This is a genomic window from Pedobacter sp. Bi27, from assembly GCF_918698255.1.
Lineage (GTDB): Bacteria > Bacteroidota > Bacteroidia > Sphingobacteriales > Sphingobacteriaceae > Pedobacter.
Genome location: NZ_CAKKMW010000009.1, coordinates 40122 through 57702 on the forward strand (window position 1 = coordinate 40122; position 17581 = coordinate 57702).

Below are 17581 nucleotides of genomic sequence, written 5' to 3' on the forward strand. Positions count from 1 at the left end.
TCTAGTCAGCCAGTTTATTCTAAAACAGGTGGTGTGAGTCTGTTTAAAACGTCAATACAATGTATTCATAATTACATTGATGTAAAAGGATAAAGACTGCGCAAACGTTTGATCCGCCTGTTCATTACAGTATAAACCGCCATATATGCTTTGCAATCATCATATCTTCTGGAGCCAGTTCTGTTTTCTCATCCACATAGAGCCGTATCAGTACGTAATCATTGCCGATTATTGGCTTAGTGTTGTTCTATTTGGTTGATTATCAGTTCAGATTATCCCGTCAGTAATTGATATTTGAATTTGTATGAAATAATCTCGAAATAGTGATCAAATCTGATTTTTTTGCTAAAAACCGACTTTTTGTGTTTTTCTATGCCTGTAAGCAGCGTTGTTAATTTCTATTCTGTCGCCTCCTTTGCTCGTCTTTTTCGTTTAAAAAAGTATCATTGCAAAAAAAAAATAGCTTAAGCTGCGTTTGAAAGTGCTTGATTGCAATTATTTTAAGTACTTTCCTTTGATCGGTGCTCTCAATTTATCCCCTTTCATATTTAATCGAGGAGAGGGCGGTTGTAAAAAACCGATTTTTATTATATTTGAAATCTTTACGCGTACGTTCAGAGATATTAAAGCAGTTTGCATATTTGTACTTGAAATGATCAAAAGAAACTTACGGCATAGCTTTTCACTTCTCAATGTTGACTATGTGCGACTTAATGCCAAATGGAATTATAAGAATGTGATCAGCCCGTACTACCGCATTTACTATATAGATGAGGGAGAAGGAGAAATATCAGATGCTGAAAGCTCGCTAAAGCTAGAGCCGGACTATTTGTACATTGTTCCCAGTTTCACCCTATGTAATTTAAATTGTAAGAATTCTCTGGGCCAGTATTTTGTCCAGTTTTTTGAGGATTCGACAGATGGAAGTTCACTTTTTGCCAATAACAGAAATGTATTGAAAACAGCGGCCACCGAAACAGACCTTAATCTTTTTGGCAGGCTGCTCCAGATTAACCCTGGAAGAGGAATAAACCGGTCTGATAATCCTAAAATCTATGAAAAAGATATTTATTATAAAGAATATCAGGAGCTTAACAATCAACAGAACGCTTCGGCCTATCTGGAAACCCAAGGGATTCTGATGCTGTTAACTGCCAGGTTCCTAAATCCCCAGCTTTTCAAAAGCCCGGAACACAAACTTATACCGGTAAAAATTGCAGAAACCTTAAATTATATCCTTATCAATTTGCATACAGATCTTTCTGTATATCAGCTTGCTTCTCGCGTAAATCAAAATCCCGATTATTTTTCAAGGCAGTTTAAACAGTATACGGGAACCAGGCCTTTGAATTATATAAACGAAAAACGCGTTGAACGGGCACAGTATCTAATGGCGACAAGTAGAATGTCATATTCAGAGATTTGTGCCCAGACCGGATTTGATAACCTTTCCTACTTTTCTAAAACCTTCAAAAAGTTAACTGGCATGGCACCGAGCATATATAAGAAACAGATCTATCAGGTTGGTTTTAACCATTAAACTAAATATTTGTACTGATGTTAATATTACCAATTGCTTTAAAACCTCATTTAGCATTAGGTAACTGAATGATATAACGGATCTGATTATCGCTAAATCCTTGGAGCAACACATCGCTGGATTAATAGTTTACAGCCACAAAAAAATGATGACCATGATGATAATCCTGTCTTGTTTCATGGGTAAAGATCTGATTATCATTTGTACCTATTATAGATAAAATAGAACCTGCTTTCGATTTGTTCATCTGCAGTGTATCAGCGTCTTCTTTTTCCTTACCAGATAGTGCTTTTTCTTTCCATATACCTGTTTGGATGCCTCTAGACTTTGTTTTTCCATGTCGACTTGATGCAAGTATTCCATGTTTATACCCAATTTGCCATTTTCTGGCAAGGCTAAGGCAACAAATAGGTTAACATTTATATACCTATTTTTTATCAAATGTGCCCTTTCTGAAACCAGCTTATGGCTATTTTAGAAACGCTGACCATATAGACCGTCTTTCACTTTTAATGCAAAGCATTCCCGGACTTGTAGATTTCTGTCATGGTTCAGTCCGACATTTAAAATATTTAGAAATAACCATTTATATACAAAAAAACAATTATGAGCATGAAAATTACCCATTTAACAAGGCTGCTAGGACCAGCCAGATTATGGCTCTTGCTGCTGTTGCTTGTGCCGATGAGTGCATTGCGCGTTACGGCACAAACAGTCACCATTAAAGGAGTTGTAACATCAGCCGATGATAACAGTCCGCTTCCCGGAGTTACTGTATTGGATAAAGGAAAGCAGAATGGTATGGTTACTGGCACCGATGGCTCTTATTCTGTTAATGTACCACAGGATGCTACGCTCGTATTTTCTTCCATAGGATTCGCAAAGCAGGAAGTTAAATTAAACGGAAAAACAGTATTGAACATAAAACTGCAGAGTGATGTAAGTGCCCTTAATGATGTAGTGGTAATAGGTTATGGAACTGCCAGAAAAAAGGACCTGATAGGTTCGGTAAATGTTGTGGCCGCGAAGGATGCAGGTGCTAACACCAATACCAGTGCCGCACAGCTCCTTATCGGTAAGGCCCCGGGTGTACAGGTATTAAATTCAAATGGCACCCCGGGTTCAAATGCCCAGATTATTGTACGCGGTACTGGTTCGTTTACCAATGTGGAACCATTGTATGTTGTTGACGGCATACAGAGTGATGCCAATCTTTTTAATACAATCAACCCACAGGACATTGATAATATTACGATTTTAAAAGATGCAGCCTCTACCGCGATTTATGGTGTTGCTGCCGCTAATGGTGTGGTTATCGTTACCACTAAAAAGGCTAAAAGTGGCATCCCGCAGATATTATTTGACTCGCAGGTTGGTACTTCATCGGTGCGCAAACAACTTGACCTGCTTAATGCAAACGACTATGTCAATCTTATAAAAGATATAGCCGCTACCAATAACCTTACGCCTCCGGCCAAACTAAATACTCCTTTTGTAGGTGTTGACCGTACCGATTGGCAAAAAGAAATATTTAAAACGGCTTTATCCACCCAAAACAATGCAAGTATAAGCGGTGGCAGCGAAAAGGTGACCTATAATCTCTCACTAGGTTATTTAACCCAGCAGGCTATTGTTAAAGATTACCGTTTAAGAAGATTAAACAGCCGTTTTTCTCTAGATGAGAAACTAGGGCGTTTTCATTTCGGCCAAAGCCTTAATATCCGTTATACCAACACTAACGGGCAGACAGCAAGCATATTAAACGCCATCAGCTATGCACCTTATCAGCCGATATACGATCCCGCTATTTTAGGTGGCTACTCTATCCTTACCAATGTTGATGACAACAGTAACGCCGTAAATCCATTGCAGAGTTTAGGCGTTCAAACCTTATCAAGCAACGATCTGGTATTGTATCCGCAGGTTTTTGGCGAAGTAAATATTATTAAAGGTTTAACTTTAAGGTCGCAGCTGGCGGGTGTATATGGTACTTCGACAAACGATTCATACCAGATACCTTATATTACATCCAACAACCTGGCTTTCAGTCGGCAGGCGGGCCGTGCATTTAACAGTTATTCCAATTATACTTTTGAAAACTACCTGTCGTACAACCGTATTTTTGGCAAACATAATATATCGGCAACTGCGGGTACCAGTTATATTGATGCCGGATCGAGTAAATACCTGAGCGTATTGGGCACAGGCATGTTAAATGACAATGTAAAAGATATAGGTGTAGCGCCAACCATCACCAGTCAGGCTAACACATCCGGTTATTATACACAGTTTGGCAGGGCTATCTCTTATTATGGCCGCTTGGTATATACCTTTAACGATCGTTATATCTTATCGGGAAGTATCCGCCGTGACGGATCTTCAAACTTTGGGCCTCAAAGCCGTTATGGTAACTTTCCGGGAGTTGGCTTTGCATGGCGTATCAGCGAAGAAGAATTTGTCAAATCGGCACTTCCGTTTATCAGCGATGCAAAATTTCGCATAGGGTGGGGCCGTACAGGCAATAATAAGTTTGGTTTAACTACAACACAGGTATTTACTTTTGGCGGTTCGCCAACCGGCAACCTGATTTATTCACTGGGGGATAACAAAAGTTTTGTAAACGGAACTACGGTAACTTCCATTGCAAACCCATTGTTGAGATGGGAACAGACAGACCAGACCGATATCGGGCTTGATCTGGGTTTCCTGAAAAACAAACTTACGCTTACCTTTGATTATTATAACCGAAAAAGCAGTGGTTTGCTAGTGGGAATTCCGGTACCGACCAGCGTAGGCATTGGCGGATTAAGCGGATTCAGCAGTACCTTAATTACCAATGCTGCAGATGCTCAAAATAAAGGTTTCGAATTTCAGTTGGCCTATGCTGATAAAACCAGTGACTTTAACTACAATGTAAGTGTAAATGGAGGTTATAACCAAAATAAAACATTATCACTAGGTGCACAATCGTCAACCCCTATAATTGGAGGTTACTTTAATAATTTAAATGGTATTACATTAACACAACCAGGTTCGCCTATTGGTGCTTTTTATGGTTATTCTGTTGATCATGTAGCAAGTACACAAGCAGAAATTGATGCATTAAATGCAGCTACCAGACAGAAAACTGGAAATCCTGCAAGTTTATACCAGGATGGATTATTGCCAGGAGATTTTGTATTTAAAGATCTTAATAACGATGGTGTTGTAGATAGTAAGGACCAGAAGGTACTGGGCAGCCCGATTCCGAAGTTTACGTACGGTTTTAATGCCGGGGCATCTTATAAAAACTTCGACCTCAATATCGTCATCTCGGGTGTTCAGGGTGTTCAATTGGCCAACTCACTTAAATTTTACACCGAAAATGCCTCAACCGGACATAATGCTTCTACCGCCATTTTAAACAGGTGGAGAAAACCGGGTGATATTGCCGCTTTGCCAAGGGCAGGCCAAAATGTTACGGCAACAGGGAATTTGAGGCCTTCTGATTTTTTTGTTGAGAATGGATCATACCTGCGGGTACGTAACGTAACCTTAGGTTATACTTTTACAAAAACGGCATTAAATTCTTTCTCAGGTAATGTATTAAGCAGGTTGCGGGTTTATGTAGCGGCTCAAAATTTATTTACCATCACAAAATATACTGGATATGACCCCGAAATAAGCACCCAAACCAATGGTGGTGTTAATGGCGGGGCCAGCGATTATATATTTAACCGGGGTATTGATGATGGGCAGATACCACAGCCACGTACATTTTTGGCGGGCATACAAGTTGGATTTTAATGATGAAAAATATTAAAGACATAATGATGAAAAAATATATAAAATATCTGATTGTTGTAGTTTTAATGATTGCAACCGGGGGATGTAAGAAGGATTTGGATTTACAGAATAAAAGCGCATATACCTATGACACTTATTTCACAAGTGATGCAGCCATAAATCAAGCCGTGATAGCCAGTTACGCTACTTTATTGCATTCTGGTTTGTGGGCCCGCGAATGGTATTATATTTTTGATCTGCTGGGCTATGATGCCAAAAATGCTCAACCACTCCAGGGGGATTTATTGGCCCTGGCACAATATAATTTTGCCGCTAACCAACCGCAGTTAGAAGCCATGTGGTCATCGTTATACCGAATGGTTATGAGGTCAAACGTTGTGATTAACCGTGCCCAGGCTTGGGCTCCTGCCAATGCAACCGAACAGGCCAATCAAAAGCAATATATTGCCGAAGCTAAATTTTTAAGGGCTTATGCTTATTTTAACCTGGTTAATCTGTACGGCCGTGTACCTTTGCGTAAAGCGTATATCCCTTTGCCAACACCAGAAGAAATTAATCTGCCCCGTGCAGCTGTAGCAGATGTATGGGCTTTTATTGAACAGGATTTAAAAGACGCACAAGCTGACCTTCCTATTTCATATGCTCCAGCCAGTTTTGGGCGTACTACCCGGGGGGCTGCGGTTGCATTGCTTGGTAAATCATACCTGTACGAAAAAAAATGGGGAGATGCTGTTACTGAATTAAGCAAACTGACACAGGCTCCATACACCTATGCGCTCGCGCCCATCTATAATAACTTGTTTGATGATCCGAATCAGAATAATACAGCCCTTAACAAGGAAACTATTTTTCAGGTAATGAACCAGGCTTGGACCGATTGGGGTATCGGTAACCAGTATGCCGCGTTTGGCGGTCAGGAAACGTGGGGTGGGAAAGCAAGCCACTCTGCCCGTGCACAGGAATATGGCTTTAACGATTGGAATAATGTGTTTATTACCACTACTGCTGTTAAAGCTTTTACCTACACTAACCCACAAACCAATGCCACTTACGTCGATCCACGTGCAGCTTATACTTTTTATGGAGATGCTGCCAGTGGCGGGCAAACCCAATATTGCCAGCAATGCGCAACCGGGCCAATAGCTTTTCCCTATGCCTCAGCCGGATACAAATATTTAAAATATGAGTATTATAATAAAGTAGCAAGCTTTGGTGGCCCGCAAAGTGGCATCAATGGGCAGGTGATCCGTTATGCAGATGTATTGCTGATGCTTGCCGAGGCTTACATACAACAGGGTAATACCGGATCGCAGCCATTGGCACTGATTAACCAGGTGCGCAGCAGGCCGAGCGTTAATGCGCCGCTTTATATCAGTTTGGGCAGCCAATCTCAGGCAATGATCATTCTGATGCGCGAAAGACAATTGGAACTGACCGGAGAACAGACCCGTTATTTTGATCTGATCCGTTGGGGCATAGCTAAGCAGACTATTAATTCGCAAAGGCAGATAGAAGATGGTACCCAGCCTTTTCAGGATAAAAATGTTTTATTTCCTATCCCACTATCTGAAAAGAACGCAAACCCCAATGTTGGTAAGGATATTGGTAGCGATTGGAATTAAATCAACAAAAGAGATGAGGCTGTATCATAAATTGTAATTTACTTTGAATTTGCCACGTTGAGCCTGTCGAAATGCCTTTTAAGATATTAAAAAAAGGTCCTTTGACAGGCTCTCCTAAGGAGAGCCCTTGGACAGGATGATAATTCTATATTATGATACAGCCTCTTTTATCTGCATATTCTGGTATAAAATTATCGTTTCTCTGGTTTTCAAAGCTTTGCTTACTGTAATACCCCTAGCGGATACCTGTCAACCAGTCTTCTTGTAATTAAAGATGGCCCAGCCATTAAATATGATGGCGAACAAACTAATAATACCAAGCTGTGGTAATACATTTTTAAGTCCGCTTCCCTTAAGGATTATCATTCGCATTACTTCGATCAGGTAACTGACCGGATTAAACCTGGTAACAATTTTTGCCCAGTCGGGCATGCTGTCAACGGAAGTGAACAAGCCGCCCATCAGGATAAAAATCATAATAAAAAAGAACATTACAAACATTGCCTGTTGCTGCGACTCGCAAAAGGTGGAGATCAACAGGCCAAAACCTGAAACAGCCAATAGGTAAACTGTGATAAAACCATATAGTAATAATAAATTGCCAACTGGAACAATGCCATAAACCAGCCAGGCTATGATAAGCCCAAGCGTGAATACCACGTTACCCAAAATCCAGAATGGGATCAATTTGCCCAATATGAAATGATGTTTCTTTATCGGCGTTACGTTAATTTGTTCGATGGTACCTACTTCTTTTTCTTTGACAATATTTAACGCGGTTAAAAAACAGCCTATCATGGTTACGAGTGTAGCGAGAATTCCCGGAACCATAAAAATATGATAATCAAGCATAGGGTTGTACCAGTTTGACGCGGCAACATCAATTATCGGCTGTTGGTTAAACCTATGGGACTGAATAAATTGCAATCTTACTTCTCCATTAAAATCTTGGATTACATTCATAAGATAGACACTTCCCAGGTTGGCTTTTGTACCGTTTATTGCATTTACGGCTACAAATAATTTCTGCTCATTTTCGCGGATCAGATTCCGTTCAAAATTTTGGGGTATTTCCAATATAAGGTCAGCTTTATCCCTTTCGATCAGTTGGTATGCCTGGTTAAATGAAAAATTGTACCCGGTTAATCTGAAATATCCTGATGAGGTTACTTTAGCGATTAATTTCCTCGAAAACGAGGAATGATCATTATCGATTACCGCCACGCTAATGTTTTTTACCTCATAATTGGCCGCTAACGGCAGAACGATTAACTGCACGATCGGCATAAAGATGACCATCCCCAATATTGACCGGTTGCGGAAGATCTGTCTGAATTCTTTTTGAAGTAAAAATTTGATAGTTCTCATGATAAGCGGATTTTAAAATTTTTTAAACTGATAACTAACATAAATACAGTTATTCCCACCAGGATAAGTGTTTCCTTCCATATAGCGCTAAAACCAAGGCCTTTTATCATAATACTTTTAACAATAATGTAATACCATTTTGCAGGGATGATATTCGAAATAACCTGTAAGGGTAAGGGCATATTTTCTATCGGGAACATAAAACCGCTGAATAGGATAGTGGGCAGCATCATACCCATTAAAGAAATCAACATGGCCACCTGCATGCTATTTGTTTTTACCGAGATGAAAATTCCAATTGTTAAACAGGTAATGATAAATAATGTGCTTTCGGCAAAGAGTAGCAATATGTTGCCATTTATAGGCATATCGAGTACAAAAACACTAAGTAATAAAATAGAGGTTACATTGATAAGTGACAGGATCAGATAGGGGACAGCTTTAGATACGATTATTTTGAAAGGACTGAACGGCGATACCAAAAGGATTTCCATTGTACCTGTTTCTTTTTCTTTTACAATGGAAACAGCCGTCATCATAACGCAGACCAGCATTAGTACCAGGGCCATCACACCGGGTACATAATTGGGTGCGCCTTTGAGCTGGGGATTATATAGAAACCTGATCTCAGGCGTTATCCGGTAAGGTATGTTATTGGTTGTAAGGATACCTGTCATATAATCCTGAGTGATAGCACCGATATAGCTGGTCAAGGTGGTAGCACTATTGGGATCGGAGGCATCGGCAATTACCTGGATATGGGCAAGATTGTGATGCAATAAGTCGTTATTGAAGTTAGCAGGAAAAACCACAGCGAGCCTGATATCTCCCTGTTTAAGCACATTTTCCATTTGCTGGTGGCTCATTACCGTTTTTTCTACCTCAAAATATCTGCTTGCTTTTATTTTAGCTATAATTTGCTCTGAGGAAATATCATTCGCCTGGTCCATAATCACTATTTTGGCATTCTTTACCTCACTGGTGAGTGCGAAACCAAATATCAGAATTTGCACAATGGGCATTCCAAACAGAATCAGGAGCGTTTTCCGGTCGCGGATTACGTGTGCGAACTCTTTTTTTATAAATATCAGAAACTGTTTCATTTGCTTGAGTTTTATTCACTTCGCTTTGCACCACGTGCCAGTTCGTAAAATACTTCGTCCATATCTTTGGCCTTAAAAGCCTTCTTTAAATTCGCCGGTGTATCCAATGCCTGTATAGAGCCGTCAACCATGATGGAAATCCGGTTACAATATTCTGCCTCATCCATATAATGGGTGGTTACAAAAATGGTTACCCCTCTGTCGGCTGCATCATAGATCAGGTCCCAGAACTGTCTGCGGGTTACAGGGTCAACACCACCAGTCGGCTCGTCCAGAAAAACAATTTTTGGTTCATGTATTACCGCCACTGAAAAGGAGAGTTTTTGTTTCCATCCAAGGGGTAGGGAGGCCACCAGTTTTTTTGCCTGTTGTTGTAAACCCAATTGTTCAATCAGCTCAATGCTTTTTGTTTTGATCTCTTTATCAGTTAAACCGTAAATTCCACCAAAGAAATTGATATTTTCCAGTACTGTAAGGTCTTCATAAAGCGAAAACTTCTGGCTCATGTAGCCAATGTTTTTTTTGATTTGCTCGGTCTGTTTATAAACATCAAATCCAGCTATGGTAGCCTCGCCTGATGAGGGTAAGGAAAGCCCGCATAACATACGCATAGCAGTCGTTTTTCCTGCACCGTTTGCACCAAGAAATCCAAAAATCTCTCCTTTATTCACTTCAAAGGTAATCTCGTTGGTAGCTATAAAATCACCAAAACGTTTGGTTAGTTTATCTGTTTTAATTACGGCCTCGCTCATGATTACAATAGTTTAATAAAACAATCCTCAATGGTTACTGCTGTTTTTTTAAGTTCAATATCACTTAATCCCTGGTCTTTTAAGTAGGTAATCGCCTGATCTGGATTAAATCCTGGGTCCTTGAATGAAACGTGTGCAAATTCTCCGAAAGCATAACTACTCATTACCTGCTCGTATTTGCGCAGTACCTTTAAAAGAACGTGCATATTGTTGGCCTTAACAGCATACAGTTGTTCCGGATACGATGTAATTATGTTTTTAGGGCTATCAATTGATAAAAGCTTTCCCGACTGTATAAGGGCTATCCTGTCGCACATATTGGCTTCATCCATGTATGGAGTAGATACAACAATGGTAATGTGCTGTGATTTTAACTGTTTGAGCATTTCCCAAAACTCCTTACGGGATACAGGGTCGACTCCGGTTGTTGGTTCATCAAGAAATAAAACGGTGGGCTTATGAATAAGCGCACAACATAATGCCAGTTTCTGTTTCATGCCCCCTGATAGTTGCCCCGCTTTGCGGCTTTTGAAAGGCTCTAGCTGGATATAAATATTTTTGATAAGGTGGTAATTTTCCTTTACTGTAGTATTAAAAATCGTCGCAAAGAAATTCAGATTTTCTTCCACACTCAAATCCTGGTATAAAGAGAATTTTCCGGGCATGTAACCCACTTTACTGCGAATTTGTTTGTAATCCTTTACCACATCAAAACCATCAACGCTAGCCGATCCGCCATCAGGCAGCAGCAAGGTAGTCAGTACCCTGAAAATGCTTGTTTTCCCTGCACCATCCGGACCGATCAGTCCAAATATTTCACCTTGATTTATCCGAAAAGAAACATCATCAACGGCAGTTTTGTCTTTACCGTAAATCTTTACCAGGTTTTTTACAATAACTGCTTCCATTGTCTATAATTTAACCTCTCCGTACATTCCAATTTTCAGATACCCATCATTCTTTACCCTTATTTTAATTGCGTAAACCAGATTGGCCCTTTCATCTTTGGTCTGGATGGTTTTTGGTGTGAATTCTGCTTTATTGCTCACCCATTCTATTATACCGGGATAAGTTTTATAACTGTCCTTGGTATCGTCAACCAATACCTTTACCTGCTGGCCAACTTTGATATGGATGAGCTGGTTCCCAGTGATGTAGGCGCGCAGGGTAATGGTATTTAACGCTGCTATTTTGTAGATAGGTTTGCCAACATCTGTTCCTTCGTTGACCTCAGCATATTTAGTCAATACTGTGCCGTTAACCTGATTAACTATCTTGGATTTGCTGAGCTGATCGTCAATTTGCTGGATCTGTACGCTTAATGGTACTGTCTGATCGTTTAAACTTGCAGAAGTAATACCTAATGAAGACTGGAGTGCGGTAATCTGTTTTCTGATCACGCCTACCTGTGTGTTGGCATCATCAAGCTGCTTTTGTGTAGCCGCATCTGATTTTAAAAGGCTGGCTGTACGTTTTTGTTCGCGCAGGGCCTGGTAAAGCTGTTCCTGCAGGGCAGCTGTTTGGGCGTGGATATCGGGTTTCGAGCTCAAAGTAGCTTTTACCTGTGCAAGTAACTGCTGTTTTTTTAAATAGAGCTGTATGCTATCAATATAGCCTATGGTCTGTCCGGCTTTTAATACCTGACCTTCTTCCAGGTTAAGCTCCTTTATTATGCCGGATGCCTGAGCTGAAACAATAGTCTCAACTGCTTCAAAAGTACCTGATGCATCATATCTGTCTTCACTTTTACTGCATGAAAACAGGCTTGTTAATGTGAGTACTGCGAGTGGTAATAGTGTTCTTTTCATGATGGGTTATTATTGGTTACCAGTTGTGGTCTGTTGGTTATATTGGGCCATTAAGAGTTGTATTTCATGTAGGATTTTATTTTGGCGGGCCTGATCTTCGTTGTTTACCTCACTCAAAAAATCGCGGCTGGTGATTACACCGTTGGCCAACTGCGCCAAAGCGGTGTTTTTTACTTTGGTACGGAGATCAATAATCTCATCATCCGATGTTAACATTTGCCTGTACTTGCTAACCTCAGCATCCTGCTGTTTTAAAGCCAAATTGGTATTAAAAAGAAATGTTTCTTTTTGTATGTCTATACTTTTCCGGTTAATATCAATCAGTGCCCTGCTTTTTTTAAGGGTATAAAATATAGATGGAGACCAGGTAAGTTTAATCCCGCCGATGTAATAAGCGTCTACGTTATTGCTCAGCATATTCAGCGCCGGACGCCCTATGCCGCCCTGTAAAAACAGGTTCAGCTTAGGAAGGGTTTTAACGGTAAGAAACTTGTTCTGTACCTCAAGATTTTTAATCTGCTGGTTATACACCTGCAGTTCCGGTCGGTTGATTTCATGCAAAACGGTTACAGATTGAGGTTTTATCAGAACGGTATGCTCATCAACGTCTCTGTTAATATATAAGCTCAGCATATCGGTATAAGCTTTACGCGAGGCAATGAGCTCAATGGTACGTTGTTTGTTTCTTAAGATTTCGGCTGTTATGATATCACCACTGCTTTTAAAAGCAACACCATTTTTTATCGATGCAACAGTTTTATGATAACCTAACTGCATATCCTTTATAACCAAAGCATTTTGTTTTAACTGCTCATCAAGCAGCAGTACACCGAAAAATAACTGGTTAATGCGATCTTTTAGTTGGTAAAGATCGGCTTTGAGCTGTTGCTGGTTTAATGTTTCATTGTTTTTTTGCAGTTGTTTCTGCTGCTTAATCTCACCGCCATCATATACTGCCTGATTAAGTTCTGCAAAGAGTTTGTACTGATCTTTGCTTAAAACCGGAATGTCTACGCCTGGTAGTTTAATCGGTATTGCCGTTACTGCCGACTGGTAGGTAGCCTGTCCATAAATGTTGAGCTGCGGCAACAAACCCTTCCGTATATTTTCGATGGTATAGTCAGCCGTTTTTGTAATGAGTTCACGCTGTTTTACAAGCGGGTAATTTTGTTCGGCCAGTTGGTAACAATCCTGCAAGCTTAGCTTATTGGCAGTTTGTGCCTGACTGAGAAGAACTAATAACTGAAACGCGCAAAAAAGGAATTGCTTTTTCATGGGTTAATCATTTTGTTTAATATTTTGATTTATTCATTTGATTAAATTTTAGATAAAAAAAATGAGCTATTCCAGCATCATTTTCATCCACTTAGGAATCAGTGCTTTGCGTTCTTTGAGCAGTTGAGTGAAAGTTTCGTCGTTAACCGGGCCTGCCACAGTTAAAATAGGTTTAGCAATAAAAGGGAAGATCATCATGCTCATAAAATTAAGGAGGAACTGGATGGGATTGATATCCTTTTTCTGCTCCGCAAGTTGCTGTATAAAGTGTGTTTTTAGGACATATCCTTTTGATTGTATCATTTTTCCAAAACTTTCAGGGTTGTTCCTGATTTCACTTAGTACAAATATAGGCAGATCGGGATTTTTGATAAGCATGTCAATATAACTGCTTGCAATCAGTTCTAATTTCTCATCTAAGGAGGTTTCCTCATCGTTTAATGCAGGCGCAATAAATGAAAAAAGTTGTTTTACCTTTTCCATCATAACAATTTCAAATAGCTTTTCCTTGCTTCGGAAATAATAGTTTAATAGCGCAAGATTTAATCCAGCCTCTTCTGCAATATCACGGGTTTTAGTGCCTGCATAACCTTTTTTAGTAAATACAACACGTGCTGCCTCCTTAATTTTTTCTTCTGTTGATAGGTCACTTTCAGCTTTTATCTGTTTTGCCATTTTGTATTTATCATATAATACAGCAAATATATAAACTTTAATCTGAATTAATCAAATGTTTTAATCAATGGATTAATTATTTGCTACGGAACTATGAAGCTTCGATCACCTGAGGATAATCTGGTCTGCCGATTCAGCTTAGGCTACTTAATTGAGTTTTTTATAAAGGTTTCAATCTCGGCTATTGTCTGTGTTTTATTTTCTACAATCTTTTCATAGTGCGCATTGGTCAGTTTGCCCAATGAGCGTATTAACATGGTCTTTTGTTCTTTGTTCAGGGATGTAAACAGTAATGAGAAAACCTGGTTAAATAAGCTGTTTGCCTTTTTATAAATTTCAATGCCCTTGTCTGTCGGTTTTATTAAACGTGCTCTTTTATCTGCCGGGTCAACGCGTTCACTGATCAGTCCGGCTTTGAGCATCCGATTCAAAATATCTATACCTGTTGTGGGTTCCAATAGGAGACGAAAGCTGATCACATCTGTTTTCCTGATCTCCTTATGGTCGTTCAGCGTATCTAAGATATAAAACCATTCCATTTCCATATCCGGGATCTGCCTTAATGCCAGCTTAAGGTAGGTTTTAATCAGACTGCCCGATTTGCCAATCAGTTTTGAAAGCAAAATATCCATTTCGGGATCAGGACCATCTTTCTGATTTTTATTTGTTAGGTAATCGTAACAGAAACTTTCAACATCTGCGTCGCGATGTGCATCAGCAAAAGCCTGCCAGGCGGTAATTAGTTCTACTAAAGGTTTCATGTGGCTAATATAAAATAACAAATTTAATATTTTCGTTGTATTTATATCGGATTCGTTTTATTTTTACCGAAATTATTTTTTTATGAAAGATTATATCATTTTATTCAGAGAACCTGACGGGAGAATGGATGAACATTCGGATGAATATCTACGGATACATCAGCAGCACTGGAGCGAGTGGCTTACCCGGTTAAAAGTTGATGGCCGTTTAGTTGGGGGGAGCTCCTTAACATTAGAGGGTAGACTCATCAGGGGTGATGGCACAACAATCATCCCAGCAACCCATAAAGTGGGGACGGAGATCGTAGGTGGATTTATATTATTAAAGGCAAATAATCTGGATGAGGCGGCAGAGATCGCATCGTCATGTCCAATTTATGAATCTGCCGGTTATTCGGAAGTCCGCGAGTTTAAAAATTAAGCCAGGTTATTAAAACTCTGACTCAGGCACTTCTTTTCTCCTAGAAGTGCGGAACAGGTTTCATTTGGGATTGATCAGCATTGTTTTTTTATCTTTGTACCATGCACGGTCAACTTATAAGTCTTATTACAAAAAGCCTACAACTTTCTAACCGGGATAGAGATTTGTGTGTACAGTACTTTGATCCGGTGAGCTATCCGAAAAACCGGATAATCGAAGAAGAAGGGAAGGTACCCGGGCATCTATATTTTGTGGTTTCGGGTTTTGCGAGGCTATTCCATTACAATGATAAGGGCGATGAGGTTACAACGCATATAAACTGTCCGCCTGGTTTCATTACCTCCTATGCTGATTTTACGAACCAGAAAAAGTCTGAAGAAAATCTGGAATGTATTACCGAATGTGAACTTTTGCGCATCAGTAAAGCAGATCTTGATCAGCTTATACAACAGAGCCCCACTTTTAAGGATTTTAGCTTTTTGGTATTTCAACAATCCTTATCCTATAATGAAACACGTGCCAGGGAGCTGGCCACCCTTGATGCGGAACAGCGTTATTTAAAAATGATGAACCAGTACCCCGAAGTTCTCCAGAATGTTCCCATGCAATACATTGCGTCTTTTCTTGGGATGAACCCTAAAAGTCTGAGCCGTATCAGAAAGAAGATCATTAGGTAACATTTGTGAAGTCGTTTTAAATCTGCAAAGTTCAACTTTGTCACAGCATTTAAAATCAACGGCTATGACAAATAAAAAACTAGTACTGGTATCCGGTGCCAATGGGCATTTAGGCAACAACCTTGTGAGACTTTTGATCGAAAAAGGGATCCCGGTAAGGGCTTCAGTCCGTAATATCAAAAGCAAGGAGTGTTTCAAGGATCTGAACTGCGAGGTCGTTCAGGCAGATATAACGGATAAAGCTTCCTTTAAGCGCGCACTGCAGGATGTTGATACTTTTTTTGCAGTGGGTGCCGCCTTCAAGCTGTGGGCTAAAAACCCCAAGAAAGAAATCTACGATGTGAATATGATGGGGACCCGGAATACGATAGAAGCAGCTGCAGAAGCGGGCGTAAAAAGAATCGTCTATGTAAGTTCAATTGCTGCACTGGATTATACCAATCTTCCAACAAAAGAAAGCAACGGATACAATTCCGACCGGAGAGATATGTACTACAATTCCAAGAATGACGGTGAAAAGCTGGCTTTTGATCTGGCAAGAGAATTCGGTATAGAATTGGTATCGGTTATGCCCGGAGCAATGATAGGAGGTGAAGCGTTTCTTCCGTTAAATGTTTCCTATAATGTGCTAAAACTGATTCTTAACAAGCAGATCCCCATGGATACCAGAATTACCCTTAACTGGGTAGATGTTAAAGATGTAGCAGAAGGCTGTTACCTTGCTGCGCTGAAAGGCCGGTCTGGTGAGCGTTATATCCTTGCCAACGAAAAATGTATGACCATTACCGATACAACTAAATTGGCACAAAAACTTTATCCTGAATTGAAGATCAAAGTACCTGGAACTGTGCCAAAGTTTATTTTATATGCTATTGCAGGTTTTATGGAGCTTTCAGCTAAGATAATTGGAAAACCTCCACTGCTCACTACTAAAGATATTGCTATGTTTTCACGATTGCAGCAGGATTTTGATATTTCGAAGTCAAGAAACGAATTAGGATTTAATCCGAAAGATGGTCAACAGGCAGTAAAGGAAGCATTGGCTTACCTGATGGAGCATAGGGGATTTATTTAATTTTAGAAAAAATATGGTAGCGGGCACGCTATGATAGATGGTAGGGGCATTGCCATTGTTATATCTGTTTCCTAGATCTGGTTGGTGTTTTTAATGGGTTTTGTAAGTAAAAGTTCAAAATAAAGATAGAATATTCTTGGTATGGGCGTAATGTCTTTAAGTTAAGGAATAAGTCGGAAAAAGATGTCACCCTGAGGGATAATTTATTGTATAAAAATCAATATGAATGACGCATATCTTTTTTTTGCCCAGAGGCTCATCCTTGCCTCGGCTCGCCGCCGCCGATGGGGCTCTTTCTTTTTGCTGTCAAAAAGAAACAAAAAACACCGGCTGAAAATTTTTCTTTCAAAGCTAGTGGGTAGGCTGGGTCGGTGGAGCCCGAAAAATTTGTTAGGCCGGATTTAAGTAGAACGGGGATACCGTGCTATGGCCTAGCTGGATGGAAATTTGACGGTGGCTAAAATATTGATTAATAGTTGTTTATAGAATAACGTCAATGGTAGCGTAGTCGAAGGGCATTTATTTGCGGGTCATCAATCTCAAGAAATCTTAGACTACGCTCTCCACAGGAGTCCTTTGGACAGACTGACGACCGGGGTGCCTAACTTAATGATATTGGGCATGGGGGGAGCCGAACTAATATGCTTGTATTGACTTTACGAAATAAAACCTGAAAGAGTATTGAACAGCGATTTTTATGTCTGTGTTCATATGGTCG

Annotated in this window: 14 protein-coding genes; 6 read left to right on the top strand and 8 right to left on the bottom strand. The window is 39.9% G+C overall.

Features of this window, described 5'->3' with window-relative positions:
• Positions 1–652 precede the first annotated feature (652 nt).
• The 3 genes from LQ227_RS23100 to LQ227_RS23110 all read left to right on the top strand — a co-directional run bounded on the left by LQ227_RS23100 (position 653) and on the right by LQ227_RS23110 (position 6948).
• Positions 653–1540, top strand: coding sequence for an AraC family transcriptional regulator (locus LQ227_RS23100; protein ID WP_230145246.1), 888 nt, complete (start codon positions 653–655; stop codon positions 1538–1540).
• Between the two features lie 612 nt (positions 1541–2152).
• Positions 2153–5326, top strand: coding sequence for a TonB-dependent receptor (locus LQ227_RS23105; RefSeq protein ID WP_230151289.1), 3174 nt, complete (start codon positions 2153–2155; stop codon positions 5324–5326).
• A 26-nt stretch (positions 5327–5352) separates the two neighbouring features.
• Positions 5353–6948, top strand: coding sequence for a RagB/SusD family nutrient uptake outer membrane protein (locus LQ227_RS23110; RefSeq protein WP_230151290.1), 1596 nt, complete (start codon positions 5353–5355; stop codon positions 6946–6948).
• Positions 6949–7197: 249 nt separating this feature from the next.
• Here the strand turns inward: LQ227_RS23110 and LQ227_RS23115 are convergent, their stop codons facing one another.
• From LQ227_RS23115 to LQ227_RS23150, 8 genes are all read right to left on the bottom strand, one after another.
• The gene (locus LQ227_RS23115) at positions 7198–8316 is read right to left on the bottom strand and encodes an ABC transporter permease (protein WP_230145249.1); all 1119 of its coding nucleotides are present in this window, start codon (positions 8314–8316) and stop codon (positions 7198–7200) included.
• Positions 8313–9419: an ABC transporter permease gene (locus LQ227_RS23120; protein ID WP_230145250.1), complete on the bottom strand. Its 1107-nt coding sequence runs from the start codon at positions 9417–9419 to the stop codon at positions 8313–8315. The genes LQ227_RS23115 and LQ227_RS23120 overlap by 4 nt, the downstream gene beginning before the upstream one ends.
• Before the next feature lie 11 nt (positions 9420–9430).
• A complete protein-coding gene (locus tag LQ227_RS23125) occupies positions 9431–10171 on the bottom strand; it encodes an ABC transporter ATP-binding protein (protein ID WP_230145251.1) in 741 nt (246 codons plus the stop codon).
• A gap of 2 nt (positions 10172–10173) precedes the next feature.
• Positions 10174–11079 carry an ABC transporter ATP-binding protein gene (locus LQ227_RS23130; RefSeq protein ID WP_230151293.1) on the bottom strand — a complete coding sequence of 302 codons (906 nt, stop codon included), beginning with the start codon at positions 11077–11079 and terminating at the stop codon, positions 10174–10176.
• Positions 11080–11082: 3 nt separating this feature from the next.
• Complete coding sequence (locus LQ227_RS23135; protein ID WP_230145253.1) at positions 11083–11979, bottom strand: HlyD family secretion protein; 897 nt, start codon at positions 11977–11979, stop codon at positions 11083–11085.
• 9 nt (positions 11980–11988) lie between these two features.
• Positions 11989–13254, bottom strand: a complete 1266-nt coding sequence (locus tag LQ227_RS23140; protein WP_230151296.1) for a TolC family protein — start codon at positions 13252–13254, stop codon at positions 11989–11991.
• 66 nt (positions 13255–13320) lie between these two features.
• Positions 13321–13929 carry a TetR/AcrR family transcriptional regulator gene (locus LQ227_RS23145; RefSeq protein ID WP_230151299.1) on the bottom strand — a complete coding sequence of 203 codons (609 nt, stop codon included), beginning with the start codon at positions 13927–13929 and terminating at the stop codon, positions 13321–13323.
• A 143-nt stretch (positions 13930–14072) separates the two neighbouring features.
• Positions 14073–14690: a MarR family winged helix-turn-helix transcriptional regulator gene (locus LQ227_RS23150; RefSeq protein WP_230151302.1), complete on the bottom strand. Its 618-nt coding sequence runs from the start codon at positions 14688–14690 to the stop codon at positions 14073–14075.
• An 82-nt stretch (positions 14691–14772) separates the two neighbouring features.
• Here LQ227_RS23150 and LQ227_RS23155 point away from each other — a divergent pair, with 82 nt between their 5' ends.
• The 3 genes from LQ227_RS23155 to LQ227_RS23165 all read left to right on the top strand — a co-directional run bounded on the left by LQ227_RS23155 (position 14773) and on the right by LQ227_RS23165 (position 16863).
• Positions 14773–15111, top strand: coding sequence for a YciI family protein (locus LQ227_RS23155; RefSeq protein WP_230151305.1), 339 nt, complete (start codon positions 14773–14775; stop codon positions 15109–15111).
• Positions 15112–15212: 101 nt separating this feature from the next.
• Positions 15213–15788 carry a Crp/Fnr family transcriptional regulator gene (locus tag LQ227_RS23160; protein WP_230145258.1) on the top strand — a complete coding sequence of 192 codons (576 nt, stop codon included), beginning with the start codon at positions 15213–15215 and terminating at the stop codon, positions 15786–15788.
• 64 nt (positions 15789–15852) lie between these two features.
• A complete protein-coding gene (locus LQ227_RS23165; protein WP_230151308.1) occupies positions 15853–16863 on the top strand; it encodes an NAD-dependent epimerase/dehydratase family protein in 1011 nt (336 codons plus the stop codon).
• Positions 16864–17581: the final 718 nt, after the last annotated feature.